The following is a 21261-nucleotide window of genomic DNA, read 5'->3' as shown; positions in this document are numbered from 1 at the left end:
TTCTTGGAAGCAAATGCAATAAGGAGAGAAGAGTTTAAAAAAATCAAACCGAGTCAAAAATAGCGGAAATCGCTTTTATGAAATTTTACCAATCCCCCAAATCTTTCAAATGACCTATCGCCTTTATATTGTTTGTTGGGAAAAAAGAGAGGGCCTCCTCTTTGTTTCCGGAAGGTATGACAACCGACTCGATTCCCACCCCGGCAAGTGCCTTCAATCGAAGTGCCATTTGTCCGATAGGACGAACTTCTCCCGAAAGACCCACTTCTCCCAGATAAGCGGTGTTACGTGGTGCAACTCGTTCCTTGAAGGAAGAACCGATTGCGACTGCAATTGCCAAATCCAAACTCGGTTCGTCGATGGTAAGGCCGCCGGCAAGGTTACTGAAAATATCCGATTGGGAAAGCGCAAGTCCCAAATACTTTTCCAATACTGCGGCAAGTAAAATCACCCTTCGGTTGTCCAACCCTTCCGCCATCCTTCTTGCCTGACCAAACGAAGATTTGGTGACAAGTGCTTGAACTTCCACCGCAATCGCTCGGGAACCTTCCATCACGGATGAGATCACACTCCCCGATCTTTCTTCCGAATGGGAAGTAACAAACAAACTGTTCCGATCCGTGACTTGTTTCAAACCACCAGCCACCATTTCAAAGATAGCAGTGTCACCGACGGCACCGAAGCGGTTTTTCACAGCACGAAGGATACGGTAGTAGTTCACACGATCTCCTTCAAAGTACAAAACGGTATCTACCAAATGTTCCAATACTTTGGGACCTGCGATCAGTCCTTCTTTTGTGATATGGCCGGTAAGAAAAATGGGAATGCCCGTACGTTTTGCCGTTTCCAAAAACACTTGTGTCGACTCGCGCAGTTGTGTGACTGTGCCCGCTTGGTTTACAAGATTTTCTTTTAAAATCGTCTGGATGGAATCTACAAACAGAACCACAGGATTTGTATCCGTAAGCATTGCGGAAATGTTTTCCGCATAAATCTCCGAAGAAAGAAGTAAATTTTTATCTTCAATCCCCATTCGTTTTGCACGAAGTGCAATTTGTGCAGCAGACTCTTCTCCTGAAATATAAAGAACCTTTCCCGCACGCACAATCTCCCGGGCCATCTCAAGTACAAGTGTGGACTTGCCTACTCCCGGTTCTCCTCCGATGAGAATGAGACTTCCCGGAACGATCCCTCCTCCGAGTACAAGATCAATCTCGGAAATGCCTGTGGAAATCCGATCCCATTTGGATTCTTCGACTTGAGTGATGGGAACCGGAACCGCATAACGTCTATCATGTGGCCTTACGGCTACGGGAGCTTCAAATCTCGCTCCGCCGTTTCCTGTCAGTTCTTCAATACTATTCCATTCTCCGCAGTCGGAACATTTTCCCGCCCATCTTTGGGACTGGGCTCCGCAGGACTTGCAGATGAAAATTTTTGCGGGGGGCTTTTTTGCCATCAATGTTCGAATAAATTGGGAACTTCGAGCAAATCCAGTTCTACCTGGGTTTCCAAAAAGTTAAAACATTTCTGGGCAATTTCGAATCGGTTTTCACGGATCATCATCTCCGTGAGAATCTGTTCCAAAGAAATTAAAAACCGAACATCCGTAGAAGCATAATCCACCTGATCTTTTGTAAGGATTTTTTTGCCCCAGTCGGAAGATTGATTTTTTTTATCTATGTTTTCTTCGAAAAACTCCCGAATGAGTTCTTTTAATCCGTGTTTGTCGGTATAAGTACGGGCAAGTTTGCTTCCTATCTTCGTACAGAATACGCTTTGTACTTTGATCCCCAGGCGGGCGCGGAGAAAAGTAAGATCCATACGTGCAAAATGAAAAACTTTGACAATGTCTTTGGATTCGAATAATTTTTGGATTTTAGGTGCGTCTTTTTGGCCGGGAAGAATCTGAACAAGGGCGACTCTATTTTTAGAGTCTCCGATTTGCACGACGCAAAGTCTGTCGCGTCTAGGATTCAATCCCATCATCTCACAGTCGACCGCCAACCGATCGTCTTTTTTGAAAGCATCGAAAAACTCGTCGCTTAAGTCACCTTGAAAGACTACCGGTTTTATACTTGAACGTTTTTGGGTCATAATGGCTTACTATAGATTCAGTCCCATCTAAATCATCAAATAGATTTTTCCTAAATGAAAATTCAATACAGAGTTTACGATTCCATCACCTTATCTTCCTTTCTTCCTGCAAAACCCGGCTTATTCATCAGCGAATGTAAAAAGTTCGAGCTTCAAATTGTTTCCACTTCCATAAGTAAGGCGGAAAACATACTTTCCCCCAAGCTGATATGGAGGGAATCGACTAGGCCCGAAGTTGGATTTTCCATTGATTTTCTGGAGTTGGACCTGGATGCACGCCCGGATGGAAACGGATTTCAATTATTCCAACACGGATACCAATCCTGGTCGCTTTCCAAAAAGATGAATTCGGACGAAGAAGATCGTTCCCCCAGACTCGCTTTTTTACAGTATTCCCAAGAAAACATTTATTCCAAACATGCGGGAAAACCGGGAGAATACATTTCGGAATATTTTGCTCTATTGTATTCCAATTACAATAAACAAGGGTTGTTATTCGCATCTCTCGATCGGGGAGAGTTCGGAATCAAATTCAATGTCCGTCTAACTGATTCAGGCGAGATGGAAAAAGTTTCGGCTATCTATGATTTTTACTGTTTGCCCGACTTACGCCCGAATGCAAAACTTGCGATTTCCAAAATCAAAATCGAATCTTTCACAAAAGATCCTGAAAAAAAACTAGCGGGTTATTTCCGGGAATTGGGAGAAAAATTGGGAACACCCGTATTTCCCAAAAAAGTACCGACAGGATGGTGCTCCTGGTATTATTATTATACAAAAATCAGTCAGAAAAATATTCTTGAAAACCTAGCAAAGGTTAGAGAACAAAATCTGCCGATCGAATTTTTCCAAATTGACGACGGATACCAAAAGGAAATCGGAGATTGGCTTGTCCCAAATGATAAATTTCCGGGAGGAATGCGAATCCTTGCGGATGAAATCAAACGTGCGGGATTGAAGCCCGGGATCTGGCTCGCTCCTTTTTTGGTTCGGAAAAAATCGGAATTCTTTCGAAAATACCCCGAAGCGATTTTAAAAGATGAAAATGGAAAACCGGTTCCGGCACTTTATCAGCCGTTATGGGGACTGGATGCTACCTATGCATTGGATATTACGCACCCTACTTCTCTTTCCTATTTGGAAAAAGTATTTTCCACTGTTGTCAAAGAATGGGGTTACTCCTATTTAAAGCTGGATTTTCTCTATGCGGGATTACTCCCAGGTGAAGTTTATAAAAAAAATCTGTCACCTCAAGGCCGTTATATGGAAGCTTTGCAGTTGATCCGAAAAACCGTAGGTAAAAACACTTTCCTACTCGGGTGTGGCGCTCCCATGCTGCCTTCCGTAGGATTTTTTGACGGGATGAGGATTTCCTGCGACGTTACACCGTCTTGGAATCAGGAAAAAATCCGGATCTTCTTGAAAGATAGAAACGCACTCTCCACAAAAACTGCACTTACAAACGATCTCACGCGCGCTTCCATGCATCGCAATCTTTGGTTAAACGATCCGGATTGCCTTCTTGTCCGAAAGAAAAAAAACAAAATGAGCGAAAGCCAGACCATACTTATGGCTTCGATCATGGCAATTTCCGGGGGGATGTTGCTTGTTTCCGACGATTTGACAAAACTGGAACCGGACCGGTTGCAACTTCTCAAAAAAGCATTCCAATTGAATGCGGATTGCCAAGCGCACACTCCGATTCCGATCGGAATTTTTGAAGAAGATTTCCCCCATGCAATGTACAACCCTGCTGGTTTTTTAGGCATTTGGAATCCGAATGAAATTGCCAAAAAAATAACGGTTCGGCTGCCTTTCACGATCAAATCCAAAGAACCCTATCTTGATTATTGGACTGGAACCATTGTCGATTTGGAATTATCCGCAAAAAAAGATAGTATTGAGATGGAATTACCCGCTTACGGAAGTGTAGTTCTCTCGATATAAAAACAAAGAAAAAATCTTGACCATTGCAAAATGGGAACTAGGCTATTGGAGATATTCGTTTCATAGAGGTTTTTATGGTTCAAAACAAAGCCAGTCTCATAGTTTCCATGTTAGTTGCCTTGGTTCTAACGTCGCAATGCTCTTTTTTAGATTCCGCATCCGGTATTAGCGGACGAGTAGGGTTTTCCATATCGGATTCAACTTCCAGTTTATTCAAAATGCTTAGCACAAGTGTAACTTCGCTTTCCGGTTCGTCCTCAGGCGGAAAAGAAGAAGCTTTAAGAGAATACAGAGAAGATGTAAAATCAGCTCTTGTTTTGTACCACAATCACCCGAACTCCCGGAAAGACCTGGAAAATGATTTGGATGCGATTGCAAAAGAACACGGGTTAGTTCATTGGAAAAATCATCCGGCCACTTATATTGCGATGGGACAAGGGATTCGCGCTGCAGGTGCCAGCTATTCCGAATTGGAAGAAATCACTTCCAAAGTCTCTCTCAATCACAAACAAATGGCTTCCTTATTGAAAGAAGGTTACCAATCCGTCCGCTAAAAAGATTTTGGCGGCATTCTGCCGCCTTACTTTTATTTTGCGGTTTTCTTCAAGTCCGCGCATCCGAAGAAATTCCGCCACCTTCTCCGAACGAAACAATCCAATTTGTTTATGTAAATGCAAATACGGGCGGGTCCAGCGGAGGACACTCTGGACTTCTCGTCGGAGACAAACTCTATCATCTGCAATATGATTCCGAAGACAAAGTCTTTCATATCGTCAGAGAACCCTGGGAAGTATTTCGATTTCATTATTCCGTTTGGGAAAACAGATCCATTGATCTGATCCCTCTTGATTTGTCCGACATGACAAAAGAAGATCTGAAAATCAAATGGAATGGAATTTATATTATTCAAAGAAAATGGATCGAGAACAGGGAAGAAAGAAAAAAAGAAGCCTTGTTCTTTAAAAAAATCGAAGAAGCCAAAGATAATGTTTTGGAATGGGAAGTACCGGGACTCGGATATTGGAAAGAAAATGCACTGAACGAAAGTTTACCGAACGTGCAGGAAGGTCATTCTAATTCTCCTATTGCCGAGGCTGAATCAAATCAGAAACCGAACGAATGGGAAAAAGATCCAGGAGTATTGTCTCTTTCCCCTCCTCCCAGATATGTATCTTCCGTCACCCGATGGGAGGAAAAAAAACAAAAAGAATTTGTCCGTAGATTTCAAATAAAAAAAATAACACCTAACTTAGAACAGTTTATCAAACTGGATTTTGGAAACGGGTTTCAGCTAACTGAAGAAGAAAGAACAAAACTCAAGTCCTATTTGGGAAATCTCGAATCGGAACTTGCATACTGTTTGGGATCCGATCTTTGCGCGGGCTGGGAAGAAATACTAACGCTCATTCGACTGCAAAGTATAGAACTCTCTCTTTCGTCCGGGTATTTCGTAATCCCTAAAAAAACAAAAAAGAGTCTATTTTACAGAGAGATAACCGATCTGGAAATTCCCAAAGAAGTTTGGGCGAAAAAAAAAGAAGAAGCCCTCGAACTTTTTCAACTGACAAAGATTAGATTTTTTTCGTTCTATGATCCCACTTCCTTCCAAGATTGGGAAACCGTAGGCAGCAAAGTACATTCCATATATTCTGAAAATCTGGAATTTGCCGATATGGACATCTATCCCAAAGCCGGTGCCAAGATTAAAATTCTTTTGACAGATGCGTTTCGAGCGGACGACTCCCGTCAATTGCTAACGTATCAAACAAGATCGGATCATTACGAAAAATTGGTTTCGGATATCTATTCCTATCATCTGATTTATAAAAATTGTACAAATGAATTGTTCCGTTATCTTAATATTTTTTATCCGGATCCGGAAACCAGGAAGGAAAAATTAGGCGGAACCGTTTCCGAAAAAACGAATTCTTTTTCCTTTATCCCAGCGATCGCATACCACCAGGTAAAATCGAATTACAAAACGAAAGACCCAAAACAATTTCTTTCCTATCGGCTTGCAAAGAAAAAGGAAGCGGACCTTGGTTTTTTTTCCAATATCGGAGAGGATATGACATTTTTTTCTTCTACGTATAAGAAAAGTTCCTTTGATCCCTCTTTTGTTTTTTTCACAGATGATACCATTGCACTTCGCCCCATATACGGACTAACAAATATTACATGGGGAATAGGAAATACAGGTATAGGAATATTTTATCTTCCTTGGGACAAAGGGAAAAGATTGAAACAGGCCGCAGAAGGAGTCTTTTTTAGCTTGCCTGAAATATTCTTCTTTAACATTCGCAAAGGTTTTTTTCCCTATGTAACAAGGGAAGATTTACCCAAATCCTATCTCCAAGAGACCATCGAAACAAAATGATTTTTTTTCTAATCCTACCTTACCTGGTTTATATTCTTTCCTGTTCGTTAAAAACATCTCCCTGGTTCATCCTGTTAAGCCCAAATATATTGATCCCTGTCTCTCTCGTATTTGCAGGTTTTACCATATTCTTTTATATTAAAAAAGACAAATTACAAAATCCGATTTATAAATTCGAATCAAAGATTCTATATCCTTTTCTGCCGATTTGTTTTGCTCTGTATTTTCTACTGATGCTCGTTTTCCCTTTAGCGGATTTGAACTGGGGAGACGGAATTTTACTTTTGGAAACGAATGCATTGGAAACGGATCTTTTCGGATTCCAATTGGCGATGGATGAGATCGGAGAAACCACAATTCACAGTCTCGTATCCAGGTTACTTGTCTTTTTCGGAATGGAGTCTGATCCTAGAAATTCCTATCGTATACTGTCCAGTCTTTCCGGACTGATCATCTTAAGTCTACTTGGATGGTATCTACCTAGTAGAATGACCCGAACCCGGACCACTTTCGGTAGTTTTATTTTCCTGGGGGCAGGAGGATTTTTATTGTTTTTCGGCTATGCCGAAAATTATACACTTGTTAGTTTGATTATCTTTTTAATCATATTCGTTCTCAGAAAACAAATCAAAAAAAATGTTCCTTATAGAAACATCCTAATCACTGCAACGATATTGGTTTCTCTAGGAATCTACTTTCACCTGGTTGCAGGTTATTTGGCAGTGCTATTATTCTATCTTTGGTACGAGCTTTCTCCGAAAGAAAAAAAATGGAAGGACCTGATATTATGCACAATACTCGGCTCCCTTATACTCGGGATCGGATTCGGGTATTTTCTATTCTTTAGCGATCCGACCATCGACAGACAAAGCAGCCATGTACTCCATCCTCCTTTTTATCCTTTGAAAAGACTGATTTCAGTAAACCACTTTAAAGAAATATTATTCGTTGTTTGGTGGAATGCATCGCTTCCCTTTTCAATTTTTATTTTTTCTTTGATATTTTACCCTGATCAGTTCAAGGAAATCTTCGGAAAGAAAGAAAACAAGCTTGTATTGGTCACTGCATTCGCATTTTTACTCCATGGTTTTTTCCATAACCCGCAGCTGGGATTTCCTGCTGACTGGGACTTGATGGGATTTTATTGGATTCCTCTTGCATGGATCGCATGGATTCTTTGGAAGGAAATAAATTCCATTTCCGTGTATTTTCTGCCTCTCCTTGTCTTTTCACTCGTCTTGCAAATTGGAAATGCGATTATACTTTTCAAAACTTCGCCGGAAAAAGAAATCATTCTAAAACAAACAAATCAATTAATATTAGAATATTCCAAACAAAATAGAGGATTTATTCATACCCTTCCCAAAACGGAAAAAAAGTTTTATGCTAAAACTGATTTTTTTCTATTCAAAGCCGAACGGATTACAAATAGCCTTTGCGAATTCCCTGAAAAGAACAACCAGTCGAAAGATTTGGGTGATTTGAGAAAGGAGTGGCAAACCGCTTATGCAGAAGGTAAACCCAAGGATAAGATCTGGTACAAAGACTTTATCACAAGGGCTACGATTACAAATACAAAGTATGTTAAATCTCTAGAAGCAAATAGGATATGTCATCCTGAGCTTTAGCGGAAGAGATGAGATAATCTATATAGTTTCGAATTTCCTTTTGCATGGATTCGATTCTATGCAATCCGCCGGGAAGATGAGTCAAAGTCTGCACAAGAGGATGAGAGGTAGAGCCAAGCAATCCGTCCGAATACAGTAACAAAATATCACTACCTTCCACTGTGACGGTTTTTTCCGTAAATTGAATGGAATCCAGGATACCTAAAAGTTGTCCTGAATTCTCCTGAAGGATTTCCATTTCCAAAGAATTCTTTTTGAAAACCAAAGGAAAAGGATGTCCGCCTCTCGCGTATGTGATCGTTTTTTTGGAATGATCCACAAGAACACTAACGGCAGTCATACTATGTGTTCCTATTTCCCTGCATAGTTCCTGATTCAAACGATCCAAAAGAATACCGGGCTGCAATGATGTGGTTCTTGCGATCTCACGATGGATAGTAGTCATTAAAATGGCAATCAAACCTGATGTGACTCCGTGACCTTCGATGTCTCCCATAAGGATCAAAGTTTTATCTTCATCCAAAGAAACTACTTGGTAAAAATCCCCGGAAACATAACGCATAGGAAAAACTTCCGCAAAGATTCTGTGTTTGAGTTTGGGTAGATTCATAGTCCGAACCTGAATGCGGGCGGCAAGTCTCAAGTCCCTCGTGATCGCTTCGTCTTGGGACTCTTTGTCTTTTAAAAGATTATAATATTCAAAAGATCGGGAAATCGCTGCCTCTACTGCTTTCAGATGGAAAGGTTTTAAAATAAAATCGGCAGCTCTATGGTACAACGAGGATACGACGGTTTGGATGTCTCTTTCCCCGGTCATCATCAATACTTGAGTTTTAGAATCAATAGCCTTGATCTTAGGCAGCACATCCAAACCCGAAATCAAAGGCATATTCACATCTAAAAAAACAATCGGGTTCAGTTCTCTTTCGAAGTATTCCAAACCTTGGGATGGATTGGTAAAATAACGTACATAATAACCCAATCCATTGATGAGAAGCTCTAAAGTTTCACAAATCTCAGAGTCATCATCTATGATTAGAATTTCAGGTTTAAAGGTATAATCAGCCATTTTCCATCGATGTTAAATAGACTCGCTCGCAGATTTGAGAACGAACCTAAGCTTTTGTTTTATTTCTTCAACTTTTTTAAAATAGCTATCTTGGAAAACCTTCTTTTCTAAATAAATATCGGTGCAAGAGATCATTTCTCCATATTTCCATTCGTAAGGTTCTCCAGATACAAAACAAACTTTGTTTTGGTGAATTTGGGAGGAAAGAAGTCTAAGATTGATTCCCTTGAAAGAATGGATCAATGCGCGAAAAGTTCCCTCTTTTTCCGGATCGATGAACCTGAATTTTCTGGAAAAAAGCACCGCATCATGAAAATACTCGGGAACATTGAAAGCACCCGAAGTTCCCAGCTTCTGCGAGAGTAACCGTATAAAATCTGTTATCTCATTTAGAACATTCAACCCGGGATATTCCTGCCCGAAATAAAGTTCTTTTTTTATCTTGTTGTCCGTAAAGTTCAGGTTTTGAGTCAAGAGCCAATCGATATAAATCATGGGAAACTGTTCGTCATCTCCCTTCATATGAAACTGAGAAACTTTGAGCCGCATATGAACCAGGATCTTGTCTTTGCCAGTCTTGATATATACTCGGTTGTCATAATCATTTAAAATTTCAAGAGAGAGTATGCAATTTGGAAATCCCCTGGACTGAACGGCCTCAAGTAAACCGGACTCCAATAAAAGTTCCTGCACTTCTTCCTTTCGAAACCTATTGAATAATCTCGGTTCCATATTCAATGATGTATTCAGCTCACGAGACACGTCAACTAACGAAAGTTCATCCAGATTCAACCATTCGGGATCATCTTTTTTTTTGTCAGTCGAAGAAAATACGCCCATTACTTTTCCCCAAAAGCCGAAATGGTATTAAAATGAATCTCGACAGTATCTCTGAAATCTCTCGCATAACCGCCTGCCAGAGTGACTACACATGGTGCACCGGTCTCCAGTGAGAATTGGCGGATTTGTCTGTCTCTTTCCTTCATACCTTTCATTGTAAGCTTCAATTCTCCCAAAGAATCGTCTTCGTAGGGATCGGCACCGGCAAGATAATATATAATAGTTGGTTCAAATTCTTTTTTAATTTTTATCAATGCATCTTTAAGTAATGTTAGATACTGATCATCTTTCGTTCCCGGTTCCAAATGAATATCAAAATCCGAATTTTCCTTTTTTGGATAAATGTTTCCTTGGTGCATCGAAAATGTGTAAACATTGTCATCATATTGAAAAATATACGAGTTACCGTTACCTTGATGTAAATCCAAATCAATGATGAGTGCCTTCTCATTCGGGTTTGTCTCTTTTGACTTTCTAATCGCAATCGCAATGTCATTCAGATAACAAAAACCTTCCGCTTTGTCTGGAAAACTATGATGATAACCTCCGCCCATATTGAAAGCAAACATGTGTTTCTTGGTAAGTTCCATTGCATAAATCGTTCCACCCACTCCGTAGCAGAAACTTTCCACAATACTCCGATTGAGTGGTAGTTCCGAATACATTGTGCGTATAGTATGATCATAACTGAACAAATCGTCCAAATATTCTTTGGTATGAACCAACTCCAAATCATGTTCTTCCGCAATCTTGGGGAGTAAAATATCCCACTGGGCGTAAACCGGGTCCTTTTTAACCCGATTGTAAAGGTGAGAATATTTGTGTGCCGGAAAAATATGTCCGGGTAATTCGAGGTTGTACTGAGAGTGATAAATTAAAGCCAATCCGTTGGAACTCATCAACATTCATTCTGACCTGAAAAAAACACATAGTCAAACCAAACCGTGCAATTTGCTTGCAGGTTTAGCAAAAAATAGTAAAATTCACGCATGCCCATCGAGAGAAAGCTCCCCTTAAAACGCACGAAAATCATCTGTACCATCGGACCCGCTTCCGCAAATAAAGAAACAATCCTTGATCTCATCTACTCCGGAATGGATATGGCCCGGATGAATTTCTCTCATGCCACCCACGAATACCATAAAGAAATTTACGAACTGCTCAGAGAATGCGAACAGGAAGCAGGCACCCCGATAGGCATCCTTGCAGACTTGCAAGGCCCCAAAATCAGAACGGGAAAACTCTCAGGGCCCATTGAGTTGAAGACAGGCGATATCATTTCAATCAACAACCATGGGGATTTTATCGGAAACAAAGACGAGATCGGTTGTACCTATCAGTATATTCTGAACGATATAGAAGTAGGACACAGATTACTTGTGGACGACGGCAAACTCTCGTTTGTTGTTAAATCCAAAACGAAGGAAAAAGCCGTCTTGGAAACGGTAATCGGCGGAATTCTCAAAGACAATAAAGGAATCAATCTTCCCGGAACGCCTATTTCCGCTCCCGCACTTTCCGAAAAGGATATTGAAGACCTGCAATTTGCTCTCAGCTTAGGTGTGGATTACATTGCACTTTCTTTTGTTAGACGAGCTTCCGATCTGGAATTTGCGCGTCAATTCATGAAAGATAGTTTTGCAGGTCTGATTGCAAAACTGGAAAGACCCGAAGCCATTCAAAATATTGAAGAAATCATAGATATTTGTGACGGTGTGATGATCGCTCGAGGTGATTTAGGCGTGGAATTGGACAGCCAGTATGTTCCCATCATTCAAAAAGAAACAATTACAAAAATGAACCAAAAGGGGAAACCGGTCATCACCGCCACACAAATGTTAGAGACTATGATCGACAATCCCAGACCCACCCGCGCGGAAGCAAGTGACGTCGCTAATGCGGTGATGGACGGGACCGACGCAGTGATGTTATCCGGTGAGACAGCTTCGGGAAAATATCCTGTCGAAGCCGTTGCTACCATGACAAGGATCATCCAAGCTGCGGAAGATTCCCATATCCATTTGATTCATTTGCGCCAGATGGATCGCTCTTTGATTGAAGTGGAAAGAACCGCACTAGGAAATGCCGCAGAATCCATTGCGCGTTCCATCAATGCAAAAGCAATTATCAACTTTACCCGCTCCGGTTATTCTTCGCTACTATCTTCCGAGTTTCGCCCGATCAAACCGATTTATTCCTTTACACCTTTTCTCGGTACCTCCCGCAAGATGAAACTCTATTGGGGAGTGGAACCTTATGTGATGCCTATGATGGATAAATTTCCGGATATGATTGCTTTTATGAGCAAAACATTGAAGCAGGAAGGCAAACTTGCATCAGGCGATACCGTAGTGATTCTATCGGGAGCACCGGGAAGCGTGGCACAAACGGTAGACTTCATTCAGATACATAAAATCAAATAACAAAAATACAAGGATATAGATATGGCAAAATTAGTTCTCTCCAGTTATTCGGAATTGGAAGCGTATGTAGGAAAGGAATTGGGAGTCTCCGAGGTTCATGAAATCACTCAGGAACAAATCAATCTTTTTGCAAATGCTACCTTGGACCATCAATGGATTCATACCGATCCCGATCGTGCGGCAAAAGAATCCCCTTTCGGCACAACGATTGCGCACGGATATCTCACTTTGTCGATGGCTCCCTTTTTATTGTCTCAGATTTTTGAGCTGAAAAATATCAAAATGGGAATCAATTACGGAATTGAAAAACTAAGGTTTCTCGATCCTGTCAAAGTAGGTTCCAAATTGAAACTGCGTGCGGAACTAACGGAACTGAAAGATCTGAGAGGCACTGCCCGTATGACATTGAAGCTGAGTTTTGAAGTGGAAGGCGCGAGTAAAGCGGCTATGGTGGGAGAAGTAGTCTACCTTTATCAGTTTAACTGACGGAAATGGATCTTGCGGCGATCGTTGCGGTCGTCCATGCATTTTGAAAATTAAACCCTCCGGTGATCCCGTCCACATCGATCACTTCTCCTGCAAAGTAAAGTCCCGGTATCACCTTACTTTGCATAGTTGAAAAATCTATGTCCTTTCTGGAAATTCCTCCCGCAGTTACAAATTCTTCTTTGAAAACTCCTTTGGCTTTCATTTGAAATTTGGAACGGGTGATGATGTCCGCCAAAGAACGGATTTCTTGTTTGGAAATATCTGACCAACGTTTGTCGGTGGAGATTTTTGCCTGAAGTAAAAACCATTCCCAAAGCCGACCAGGGATGGAATCCAATCTTTTGTTTATCATTTTCACCGCTTTATGAACTGATTTGTAATCCAGAAAAAGTTCTTCTAACTCCATGAAGGTTATAGACCCGATCCAATTCACTTCCAAGTTTGCTTTGTAATCCGTTTCAGCAAATGTTCTTGCTTCCCAAGCGGACAACCGAAGCGCTGCGGGTCCGCTGAGCCCCCAATGAGTGATGAGAAGAGGTCCCGATTGCGGTTTTCCTTTTGGCAAAATGCGAATGTTTGCCTCAGTGACGGAAAGCCCTGTGAGTTCCATAATGTTTGTATTTTCCAATGCCAATGTAAAAAGAGAAGGAACCGGTGCTATGAGTCGATGGCCCAATGCCTCCATCCAACCCCATACCTTCCGATTGGATCCTGTGGCGATCAGAATGGAATCGTAATACACTTCCTGTTCATTATCCAAAAGCAACCGGAATCTGCCTTTCTTCGGATCGGGTTCCAAAAAAACGGAACTAACACCTAACTCCAGATTCAAATGTATATTTTTTTTTCCGATCTCTTCCAAAAAACAATCTATGATGGCTTCGGAATCATCTGTGACGGGAAACATCCTTCCGTCGGCTTCCGTTTTCAAATCCACTCCTCTTTTTCGAAACCAATCAATCGTATCCTCGGGCCCGAAACTTTCGAATGCCCAACGAAGTTCCTTCTCTCCTCTCGGATAACGTTTGGACAATGTCTCCGGTTCGAAAAGATGATGGGTTACATTGCATCTTCCTCCTCCGGAAATTCTTACCTTAGAAAGAGGTTCTTTTGATTTTTCATAGATAGTGATTTGAATATTTTCTTTTCCCAATTCTTTTGATTGGATTGCGGCAAAACAACCGGCCGCGCCACCACCTAATACTGCCAAACGGATCATCCGTTACATATTCGAAAAAATCAGTATAAAGAATATTCTTTAATGAAATTTTCCATGGAAAAAAGAGAAAAAAAATGGTTTTCCATTTCTAAATAAGAAGAATGGATGCATGAGCGAAGTGAAAAAGATAAGAGAAAAATTTCATTCCTGTTTGGAAATCACATTCACATTTCTTCGATTGGGTTGCACATCCTTCGGAGGACCTATCGCACATATAGGATACTTTCACCACGAATTCGTTTTGAAAAAGAAATGGATCAATGACAAAAGTTATTCCGATTTGGTGGCGCTTTGTCAATTTTTACCCGGACCTGCCAGTAGCCAGATAGGAATGGCATTAGGATACAAACGCGCCGGACTTATCGGAGCGATCCTCGCCTGGATCGGATTCACTTTGCCTTCCGCATTTTTACTTGTCGGATTCTATTATGGAATCACATCGCTTGTCTCTCCTGGATTCCAACCGATCTTACACGGATTGAAACTATCCGCAGTTGTAATCGTTGCGCAGGCAATCTGGTCTATGGGGAAAAAGTTTTCCTATGATAAACAGAGAGCAAGCATAACCATTTTAACATGTATTAGCTGTCTACTTATTCCCTTTTCCTTTACCCAGATCTTTCTGATATTTGTATCCGGCACGATCGGATCTTTTTTATTTCAAGAAGAAACCTCTGCCATCATTTCCCAAAAGAACAAACAACACGGAAGTTCATTCAACTTTTTGTTTCTCATTCTGTTCTTTGTATTACTTGTATTATTGCCATTGGCGGCATTTTATTTCCCTCGCGCGGAAATCCTGTTATTCGACAGTTTTTATCGGGCTGGTTCCCTGGTATTCGGAGGAGGTCATGTTGTTTTGCCATTATTGCAAAATGAAATGGTATCTCGTCATTGGACGACAAACGAAGTGTTTATGAACGGTTACGGAGCCTCCCAAGCGATACCAGGTCCTTTATTCGCATTTGCGGCTTATTTAGGTGCTGCATCCGACATACTAAGTCCGGTTTGGTGGAAGGCGGGTATTGCTCTAGCAGCTATTTTTCTTCCTTCGTTTTTATTAATTTTGGGAGTTCTTCCCTTTTGGGAATCCATTCGTTCCAATCGCAAAATACAAAATGCTATGTTCGGGGTCAATGCCTCAGTAGTAGGAATCTTACTAGCAGCATTTTATCATCCGATTTGGACAAGTTCAGTACAAAACGTACAGGATTTTTCCGTCGCGTTATTCGGTTTTCTGCTAATTCTTTTTTGGGAAATCCCTTCCTGGGCGGTGGTTCTACTATCCGTAGTTACTTCCTACGGATTTTATCTCAGTAGATACTGATTCGAACAAAACCGGAAATCATTACTTACCATTCGCCTTTGTTTGTCATAGACAACCAAGGTTCTTTCGGAGGAAGAGGTTTTCCTTTTTGCAATAGCTCAATCGAAATCAAATCAGGAGAACGAATAAAAGCCATCCTTCCATCCCGGGGAGGACGATTGATCACAACTCCCAAGGATTGAATCCTCTCGCAAGTTGCATAGATATCATCCACTTCATAAGCAAGATGACCGAAATTTCTTCCGGCAGTGTAAGGCTCTTCCTGAGCCCAATTGAAAGTGAGTTCCACCTCCGGCGCATCCGGTTCCCCCGTGGAAAGAAATACCAAAGTGTATTTCCCTTCAGGATGTTCCGACTTACGAGTTTCTTTCAAACCCAACACATGAATAAAAAAATGCAATGCTTTGTCCAAGTCTCTCACTCGGATCATGGAATGTAAATATTTCATTAGCGATACCCGTTATAACTTATCTTCCGGAACCACTCTGTCAATAAAAGATTTTCCAAAGCAATTTCTAAAATTATAAACGGGATTGAATCATTCTTACAGCGACTACACCGGAGTTTACTAAAAAAGTAATAAATAAACCGAAATTTCATTATAATATTGCAATTAGAATATTATGAAATATTTATATACAATGAACAAAATACTTTTCAAAACCACAAAACTAAAATCATAAAAAAAGAACAATAAACCGGAATTATTCGCAATAGAAGAGTCACATCAAAACGAATCTGCTTGTATCACAGACATGGAAAGAAAATCTGAGAGAAAAGAGATCATGATCTATTATGATTCGGGAGAGATATGCCTACAGCCTCTGAATTGGAAACCTTGAAAGCAGTTCAAAACTATTACGGTAAGATCTTGCAAACAAACAAAGATCTTAAAACTTCAGCTTGTTGCAGTATTGAATCATTACCTTCCTCTTACCAGCCCATCCTTAGCAAAATCCATCCGGAAGTAAAAGAAAAATTCTATGGTTGTGGTTCTCCTTTCCCTCCGGCACTTACCGGCAGAACAGTCATTGATTTGGGATGCGGGTCGGGTAGAGATGTTTATCTTCTCTCAAAACTGGTGGGAGAAAAGGGATCTGTCATCGGGATTGATATGACCGAGGAGCAACTAAATGTTGCGAGCTCTTATCTGGATTATCATAAAACTCAATTCGGATATCAAAAATCAAATGTATCTTTTAAAAATGGATATATCGAAGATTTGAAATCGGCAGGAATTGAGGACGATTCTGTCGACCTGATAGTTTCCAACTGCGTCACGAATTTATCACCTAACAAAAAATTGGTTTTTTCAGAGATCTTTAGAGTATTGAAGCCGGGCGGAGAGTTGTATTTCAGTGATGTTTTTGCAGACAGGAGAATCCCGGAAGAGCTGAGCAAAGATCCTATGCTACTGGGAGAATGCCTGGGAGGAGCCCTGTATACGGAAGATTTTCGAAGACTCTTCTCTCTCCTGGGAATCAATGATTTTCGAGTCGTATCCCAATCCAAATTGAACTTACAAAACCCTGAAATAGAAAAGAAAATAGGAAATGTAAATTTTTATTCGATCACATTCAGAGCCTTCAAAATACCTTTGGAGGATCGCTGTGAAGATTTCGGGCAAGTTGCTTTTTACAAAGGAACAATTGAAGATCATCCTCATAATTTCATACTTGACGATCACCACGTTTTTTATACAGATAAACCGATGTTAGTTTGTGGAAATACGGCCGATATGTTATCCAAAACCCAGTACAAAGAACATTTTAGGATCATCGGTGACAAGTCAAAACACTTAGGGCTTTTTGACTGTGGTCCAAGTCCCGTCACATCAGCATCTTCAGGAGAAGTACTGTCGGGAGCCTGTTGTTAATTATGATTGAAAAACGAATAAAACGGGAAAACTCAATTTGAAAGACAATACGACTACGATTTATAGCAACTTATAAAAATTAGGTTCCGAATTTGCAGGCACCTTTCTTCTTTTGCTTATTGTCATAGGTTCAGGCATTATGGCAGAAAGCCTTTCTTCCGGCAACACTGCGATTGCACTTTTGGCAAATGCGATAGCGACAGGCACCGGCCTATATGTCTTGATCTCTATTTTCGGACCCATCTCAGGAGCACACTTCAATCCAATTGTTACGATATTCTTTCGAATCAAAAGAGAAATTCCGAATCAATTGGTTTACGGTTAGATCGCTGCACAAATATTAGGTGGCATATTGGGGGCTGGTTATCCCATTTCATTTTCGAGCTTCCTATTTTTCAATTTTCCGCCCACGTAAGAACCGGTGTTCCTCAATGGACATCCGAAATTTTGACTACTATCGGGCTTTTACTTACACGTTTTAGGAATAAGACACGCGGGAGGTCAGGTGCCTGCTCTAGTAGGATCTTATATAACAGCTGCTTATTGGTTCACTTCTTCCACATCTTTTGCAAATCCGGCAGTAACGATTGCCAGAGCGTTGTCCGATATTTGCAGGGATTCGTCCGGAGACGCACCCGGCTTTATCCTAGCGCAATCAATTGGCCTTGGGCTTGGGATTTTCATACTTCGTTTTTTCGATCCGAAACCAAAAGAAGCACCGGCCTAGACCGGTCAAAAAGGCGAACTTTTGAAAAGAATTTTCGATGAATCGGGAAATGGGTTCGCGGGCAGCAAGGTTTTATGGTAAGGCGAAGGGGAGGGAAAGCCCACGAGCCCGCCTCCTCCACCCGATTCAGGGTGGGGGCTTAACCATCCCGCAGAATATTATGTCACATCCAATGGCTCGAAATTTCATAGAGCAAAATAGCCGGCGATAAGAATCCAAAACAACCATTTCGCCAATTCGTATCGCTTTACGTCTGTTTGGCTATTTAATACTTTGCCCAAAGAATAAAACGAAAATACAATCACATAAGTAAAAACTGAAATTTCAAAATATGTCCATTTCCCGTACGTTTTAATAAAAACCAAAGAAGACAAAGCAGTAATGACAAACTGGGAAATTATATAAAATCGAAATCCGTTTGTTTCCTTTCCTTTAGGATAAAACTTTGTAAAACTATACGGACTAACAGGTCTTGGTTTCGGGTAAGCGGGCAAATCGGAAGGCCGGAATCCGGGAGGTTTGAAAAATCCTAGAATGCCTTCCCGTTTATTCTTTGTCAGTCGAAAGTCACGAAACAAATCCGAAAACACATGAATCTCCGCCAAAATCGGTTGAAATGTTCCCAAAGGTTTGACAACACCGTATACGGGTTCTTCTTTTTCCTCTTCAAAAGTCCCGAACCATCTGTCCCAAAAAATAAACACTCCTCCGTAATTTTTATCAATATAACGCGGGTTCACCGCATGATGCACTCTATGATGGGACGGTGTTACAAATATCAACTCATACCAAAAAGGAAGCTTATCAATAATTCGAGTGTGCACCCAGAACTGGTAGGTGCGATTCAAAGCATCAGTGATTAGATAAGCCTCCGCAGAAAATCCAAAAACCGCCAAAGGAAGATAAAAAATCCCGATAAAAAGATTTCGAACAAACGATTGTCTGAGCGCTACTGACAAATTAAACTCTTCGCTGGAATGATGCACTACATGAGATGCCCAAAATAAATTGATTTCATGTGCAAACCTGTGCGCCCAATAAAATAGAAAATCGACCAAAATAAAAAGAATCACCCAACTGTAAGGAGACTTGTAACTCACCAAAGACAAGGGAAGAAAATCTTCAAAAGAAAACAAATTTTGCAAAGATTGGTAAACAAAAACAATTCCTAAAAGGATAACACCGTCGGCAATTCGGCTAAGAGTTCCCAAACTCAAATCCGCTACCGAATCCCTAAAGCTGTAAAAAGTAAGTTTGTATTTATAGGTATACAGAATCTCCGTTAAGATGAGAACAAAATAGAAAGGTGCTATGGATTCTATCAGGCGCACCGTTGCATTCTATTTTTCCAAAAAAAAGAGTCAAGAACTTAGATGCATTTTATTTTAGTAAGGAATCCCGCATTGACTTTCGGTTTTCTTCGGTCGGGAACCCCTATTCAGATCTTATGAAAATTTAAAATCCTTTCTCTCTACTTCCATATAATGATGATCAGGCACAATACCAGGAGAACCGGGAAGATTTCTGGTAGCGACCACCTGAAATCCCAAACTTTTATAGAGAGAAATGGCAGATTCATTTTCTACGGAAACATCCAAAGATATTTTTTTCGAAACAGGATTTGCGCTGACCGCATAACGCATAATCTCCTTTGCGATCCCCTTTTTTCTCTCCGATTCTGATACAGAGATATGACCCAAATACAGACAATCCGATTTTGGAGGTTGAATCATTGCTTCGGTTTTGAGTCCGCGACCGATCACCCTCAATGCCCGAATACCGTATGTAAAAAAAATTCTGATTGCAGTACCGACGGTTAATAATAGAAAAACTGGTTGCTTGTAAATGATAAGGCTTCCTACTACCAAATCTCCTTTGATTGCGACAAAATGATTTGAATAAGAAATCGTATTGCCTCGTTTAAGAAAGGCCTTTCGCAAAAAATCAAAAGGACCGACAACCCCTTCCTGAAATACAAAAGACCATGCCTTGGGACCGGAAGAATAAATCAAAGGAATCACCCCTTCTACATCTTCCGGAAGAGCGGGGCGAATGGAAAAATCTTTGTTTGATATGTTTGTCATAGAAAAATCTGAATCTAAAATATGAAGCTTTCCTCATATTTTCAATTCTAAAATCCAAATCTTTTTTAATTTATACCTATAACTTCCACTTACCTGGATTGCCCGCATTATGAAATCTTCCCGCTGGAACATGGAATGGATTGTGATGGGCGTCTCCGCCTTGGCGGTTATAAGAAGGTTGTTGGTAATAATACATCCTATTGTAGTTGTAATTTCCAGAATTTCTATTGTAGTATTGATTGTTTCTGCAAGATGGATCATTGAAACAATCCCTTTCGTAATAATTGCCGGAAGCGCATCCGACAAATAAAAACAAAGATAGATTCAAAATCCAAAAAATTCCCAAGTTCCACTTCCGATCTAGTTTCATTCGATTTTTCCTTGAAGCATTTTTATCCGAAAGGAGCAACGTGGGCCGGATCACCAACCCGCAGTTTCAAAACGCTAACAAAAAACATATTACACGAAATCCAACCCATTTCAATAGGGGATAGTTACTAGTTGCGGAAACTACCTATGCATTTGATGAAACGCTTATTTGATTTTATCCCGAAGGTCGGTTTCCAGTTCCTTTCCGATTTGCCCCAAAGCTTCGTTCCAACCGAGGACCAAAGCTTCCGGTTCTTTTTTACCGATAGGAGCCGCTTTTTCATACGTTTTTCGAAGTAAAATCTTTGTATTGCCATCGACTTCTATATAGAACAAAAATTCTATTTCCATTACCGCTTTCGGAGAATTTCTAAAATCACCATACAAAGAACGCACGTTAGCTTCCAAATAATGTGTGGGCTCTATTTTAGTATTGGAATTTGCATCCCATTCAAACAGTTTGAGCTGGATCAAACCTTTTAAAATCTCTTCTTTCAAGTTGGTAGCCGGCGGAATAAAGAAAAGATTGTAATAGTCGGATTCATAGCTCACATCGTCTTTTCTATACACAAGCTCCTTACCTTCAAATTTTTGTGAAATGGAAAACCGTCTTACTTTGAGGGCAGATCCCTTCGGAGGATAAAAATTCGGACCGGAAAATCCTGTCTCAACCAGAAAGAACTTTTTTTCAGGAAATGTTTTGGAAATTCCAAAACAACCAAACGAAATAAAGGTGACGAGGATCGGAACAACGGAAAATGAGATTTTCTTTTTAAATAGCATAACTGA

Annotated in this window: 19 protein-coding genes and 1 pseudogene; 9 read left to right on the top strand and 11 right to left on the bottom strand. The window is 40.6% G+C overall.

Annotated features, from left to right (window positions below; all coding sequences use genetic code 11):
* Nucleotides 1-85: 85 nt before the first annotated feature.
* Complete coding sequence (gene radA / locus EHS11_RS18140; protein ID WP_135765772.1) at nucleotides 86-1459, bottom strand: DNA repair protein RadA; 1374 nt, start codon at nucleotides 1457-1459, stop codon at nucleotides 86-88.
* Nucleotides 1459-2097 carry a ribonuclease D gene (locus EHS11_RS18135; protein WP_109020498.1) on the bottom strand — a complete coding sequence of 213 codons (639 nt, stop codon included), beginning with the start codon at nucleotides 2095-2097 and terminating at the stop codon, nucleotides 1459-1461. Before EHS11_RS18135 ends, radA begins: the two co-directional genes overlap by 1 nt.
* A 54-nt stretch (nucleotides 2098-2151) precedes the next feature.
* Here EHS11_RS18135 and EHS11_RS18130 point away from each other — a divergent pair, with 54 nt between their 5' ends.
* The 3 genes from EHS11_RS18130 to EHS11_RS18115 all read left to right on the top strand — a co-directional run bounded on the left by EHS11_RS18130 (nucleotide 2152) and on the right by EHS11_RS18115 (nucleotide 8049).
* Entirely contained in the window at nucleotides 2152-4044 is a 1893-nt protein-coding gene (locus EHS11_RS18130) for a glycoside hydrolase family 36 protein (RefSeq protein ID WP_135765771.1), read from the top strand.
* 74 nt (nucleotides 4045-4118) lie between these two features.
* Nucleotides 4119-4598 carry a putative lipoprotein gene (locus EHS11_RS18125; RefSeq protein ID WP_135765770.1) on the top strand — a complete coding sequence of 160 codons (480 nt, stop codon included), beginning with the start codon at nucleotides 4119-4121 and terminating at the stop codon, nucleotides 4596-4598.
* Between the two features lie 1819 nt (nucleotides 4599-6417).
* Nucleotides 6418-8049 carry a dolichyl-phosphate-mannose--protein mannosyltransferase gene (locus EHS11_RS18115; protein ID WP_135765768.1) on the top strand — a complete coding sequence of 544 codons (1632 nt, stop codon included), beginning with the start codon at nucleotides 6418-6420 and terminating at the stop codon, nucleotides 8047-8049.
* Here EHS11_RS18115 and EHS11_RS18110 read toward each other — a convergent pair.
* From EHS11_RS18110 to EHS11_RS18100, 3 genes are read right to left on the bottom strand one after another with little or no spacing between them, the layout of a single operon-like run.
* Nucleotides 8006-9118: a SpoIIE family protein phosphatase gene (locus EHS11_RS18110; protein WP_135765767.1), complete on the bottom strand. Its 1113-nt coding sequence runs from the start codon at nucleotides 9116-9118 to the stop codon at nucleotides 8006-8008. The genes EHS11_RS18115 and EHS11_RS18110 overlap by 44 nt on opposite strands.
* Before the next feature lie 12 nt (nucleotides 9119-9130).
* Nucleotides 9131-9958: a hypothetical protein gene (locus tag EHS11_RS18105; RefSeq protein ID WP_135765766.1), complete on the bottom strand. Its 828-nt coding sequence runs from the start codon at nucleotides 9956-9958 to the stop codon at nucleotides 9131-9133.
* Entirely contained in the window at nucleotides 9958-10857 is a 900-nt protein-coding gene (locus tag EHS11_RS18100; protein ID WP_135765765.1) for a histone deacetylase family protein, read from the bottom strand. Before EHS11_RS18100 ends, EHS11_RS18105 begins: the two co-directional genes overlap by 1 nt.
* A gap of 90 nt (nucleotides 10858-10947) precedes the next feature.
* Between EHS11_RS18100 and pyk the strand changes: the two genes are divergently transcribed.
* Both pyk and EHS11_RS18090 read left to right on the top strand, forming a co-directional pair.
* Nucleotides 10948-12381, top strand: coding sequence for a pyruvate kinase (pyk, locus tag EHS11_RS18095; RefSeq protein WP_135765764.1), 1434 nt, complete (start codon nucleotides 10948-10950; stop codon nucleotides 12379-12381).
* A gap of 21 nt (nucleotides 12382-12402) precedes the next feature.
* Complete coding sequence (locus tag EHS11_RS18090; RefSeq protein WP_135765763.1) at nucleotides 12403-12867, top strand: MaoC family dehydratase; 465 nt, start codon at nucleotides 12403-12405, stop codon at nucleotides 12865-12867.
* Here the strand turns inward: EHS11_RS18090 and EHS11_RS18085 are convergent.
* The gene (locus EHS11_RS18085) at nucleotides 12860-14089 is read right to left on the bottom strand and encodes a BaiN/RdsA family NAD(P)/FAD-dependent oxidoreductase (protein WP_135765762.1); all 1230 of its coding nucleotides are present in this window, start codon (nucleotides 14087-14089) and stop codon (nucleotides 12860-12862) included. The genes EHS11_RS18090 and EHS11_RS18085 overlap by 8 nt on opposite strands.
* Before the next feature lie 109 nt (nucleotides 14090-14198).
* Between EHS11_RS18085 and chrA the strand changes: the two genes are divergently transcribed.
* Entirely contained in the window at nucleotides 14199-15416 is a 1218-nt protein-coding gene (gene chrA / locus EHS11_RS18080) for a chromate efflux transporter (protein ID WP_135765761.1), read from the top strand.
* 25 nt (nucleotides 15417-15441) lie between these two features.
* Here chrA and EHS11_RS18075 read toward each other — a convergent pair whose 3' ends face one another.
* Nucleotides 15442-15864: a VOC family protein gene (locus EHS11_RS18075; protein ID WP_135765760.1), complete on the bottom strand. Its 423-nt coding sequence runs from the start codon at nucleotides 15862-15864 to the stop codon at nucleotides 15442-15444.
* A gap of 363 nt (nucleotides 15865-16227) precedes the next feature.
* On the opposite strand from EHS11_RS18075, the gene EHS11_RS18070 reads away from it, so the two are divergent.
* From EHS11_RS18070 to EHS11_RS20035, 3 genes and pseudogenes are all read left to right on the top strand, one after another.
* Nucleotides 16228-17292: a methyltransferase domain-containing protein gene (locus tag EHS11_RS18070; protein WP_135765759.1), complete on the top strand. Its 1065-nt coding sequence runs from the start codon at nucleotides 16228-16230 to the stop codon at nucleotides 17290-17292.
* 97 nt (nucleotides 17293-17389) lie between these two features.
* Nucleotides 17390-17617, top strand: a pseudogene (locus tag EHS11_RS20040) (aquaporin); the annotation flags it as partial.
* 180 nt (nucleotides 17618-17797) lie between these two features.
* The gene (locus EHS11_RS20035; RefSeq protein WP_210413716.1) at nucleotides 17798-18019 is read left to right on the top strand and encodes a hypothetical protein; all 222 of its coding nucleotides are present in this window, start codon (nucleotides 17798-17800) and stop codon (nucleotides 18017-18019) included.
* A 185-nt stretch (nucleotides 18020-18204) separates the two neighbouring features.
* On the opposite strand, the gene EHS11_RS18060 is transcribed toward EHS11_RS20035, so the two are convergent.
* The 4 genes from EHS11_RS18060 to EHS11_RS18045 form a co-directional block, all read right to left on the bottom strand.
* Nucleotides 18205-19350 (bottom strand): sterol desaturase family protein, encoded by a 1146-nt coding sequence (locus EHS11_RS18060; RefSeq protein WP_135765758.1) that lies wholly within the window; start codon nucleotides 19348-19350, stop codon nucleotides 18205-18207.
* A 114-nt stretch (nucleotides 19351-19464) separates the two neighbouring features.
* Complete coding sequence (locus EHS11_RS18055; protein WP_342775481.1) at nucleotides 19465-20103, bottom strand: GNAT family N-acetyltransferase; 639 nt, start codon at nucleotides 20101-20103, stop codon at nucleotides 19465-19467.
* 76 nt (nucleotides 20104-20179) lie between these two features.
* A complete protein-coding gene (locus EHS11_RS18050; RefSeq protein ID WP_135765757.1) occupies nucleotides 20180-20473 on the bottom strand; it encodes a hypothetical protein in 294 nt (97 codons plus the stop codon).
* A gap of 164 nt (nucleotides 20474-20637) precedes the next feature.
* Complete coding sequence (locus EHS11_RS18045; RefSeq protein ID WP_135765756.1) at nucleotides 20638-21255, bottom strand: ABC-type transport auxiliary lipoprotein, LBF_0736 family; 618 nt, start codon at nucleotides 21253-21255, stop codon at nucleotides 20638-20640.
* Between the last annotated feature and the right edge of the window lie 6 nt (nucleotides 21256-21261).

The organism is Leptospira ilyithenensis (genome assembly GCF_004771005.1).
GTDB lineage: Bacteria > Spirochaetota > Leptospiria > Leptospirales > Leptospiraceae > Leptospira_A > Leptospira_A ilyithenensis.
The sequence above is the reverse complement of the archived record's forward strand: the minus strand, read 5'-3'. Positions and strand labels throughout refer to the sequence as shown.

Excerpts from the sequence above, each read along its gene's own strand:
- radA (WP_135765772.1), bottom strand. The coding sequence starts at position 1,459 with ATGGCAAAAAAGCCCCCCGCAAAAATTTTCATCTGCAAGTCCTGCGGA.
- chrA (WP_135765761.1), top strand. The coding sequence starts at position 14,199 with ATGAGCGAAGTGAAAAAGATAAGAGAAAAATTTCATTCCTGTTTGGAA.
- EHS11_RS18115 (WP_135765768.1), top strand. The coding sequence starts at position 6,418 with ATGATTTTTTTTCTAATCCTACCTTACCTGGTTTATATTCTTTCCTGT.
- EHS11_RS18090 (WP_135765763.1), top strand. The coding sequence starts at position 12,403 with ATGGCAAAATTAGTTCTCTCCAGTTATTCGGAATTGGAAGCGTATGTA.
- EHS11_RS18105 (WP_135765766.1), bottom strand. The coding sequence starts at position 9,958 with ATGGGCGTATTTTCTTCGACTGACAAAAAAAAAGATGATCCCGAATGG.
- EHS11_RS18100 (WP_135765765.1), bottom strand. The coding sequence starts at position 10,857 with ATGAGTTCCAACGGATTGGCTTTAATTTATCACTCTCAGTACAACCTC.
- EHS11_RS18075 (WP_135765760.1), bottom strand. The coding sequence starts at position 15,864 with ATGAAATATTTACATTCCATGATCCGAGTGAGAGACTTGGACAAAGCA.
- EHS11_RS18125 (WP_135765770.1), top strand. The coding sequence starts at position 4,119 with ATGGTTCAAAACAAAGCCAGTCTCATAGTTTCCATGTTAGTTGCCTTG.
- EHS11_RS18085 (WP_135765762.1), bottom strand. The coding sequence starts at position 14,089 with ATGATCCGTTTGGCAGTATTAGGTGGTGGCGCGGCCGGTTGTTTTGCC.
- EHS11_RS18070 (WP_135765759.1), top strand. The coding sequence starts at position 16,228 with ATGCCTACAGCCTCTGAATTGGAAACCTTGAAAGCAGTTCAAAACTAT.
- EHS11_RS18055 (WP_342775481.1), bottom strand. The coding sequence starts at position 20,103 with ATGACAAACATATCAAACAAAGATTTTTCCATTCGCCCCGCTCTTCCG.
- EHS11_RS18050 (WP_135765757.1), bottom strand. The coding sequence starts at position 20,473 with ATGAAACTAGATCGGAAGTGGAACTTGGGAATTTTTTGGATTTTGAAT.
- pyk (WP_135765764.1), top strand. The coding sequence starts at position 10,948 with ATGCCCATCGAGAGAAAGCTCCCCTTAAAACGCACGAAAATCATCTGT.
- EHS11_RS18135 (WP_109020498.1), bottom strand. The coding sequence starts at position 2,097 with ATGACCCAAAAACGTTCAAGTATAAAACCGGTAGTCTTTCAAGGTGAC.
- EHS11_RS18110 (WP_135765767.1), bottom strand. The coding sequence starts at position 9,118 with ATGGCTGATTATACCTTTAAACCTGAAATTCTAATCATAGATGATGAC.
- EHS11_RS18130 (WP_135765771.1), top strand. The coding sequence starts at position 2,152 with ATGAAAATTCAATACAGAGTTTACGATTCCATCACCTTATCTTCCTTT.
- EHS11_RS18045 (WP_135765756.1), bottom strand. The coding sequence starts at position 21,255 with ATGCTATTTAAAAAGAAAATCTCATTTTCCGTTGTTCCGATCCTCGTC.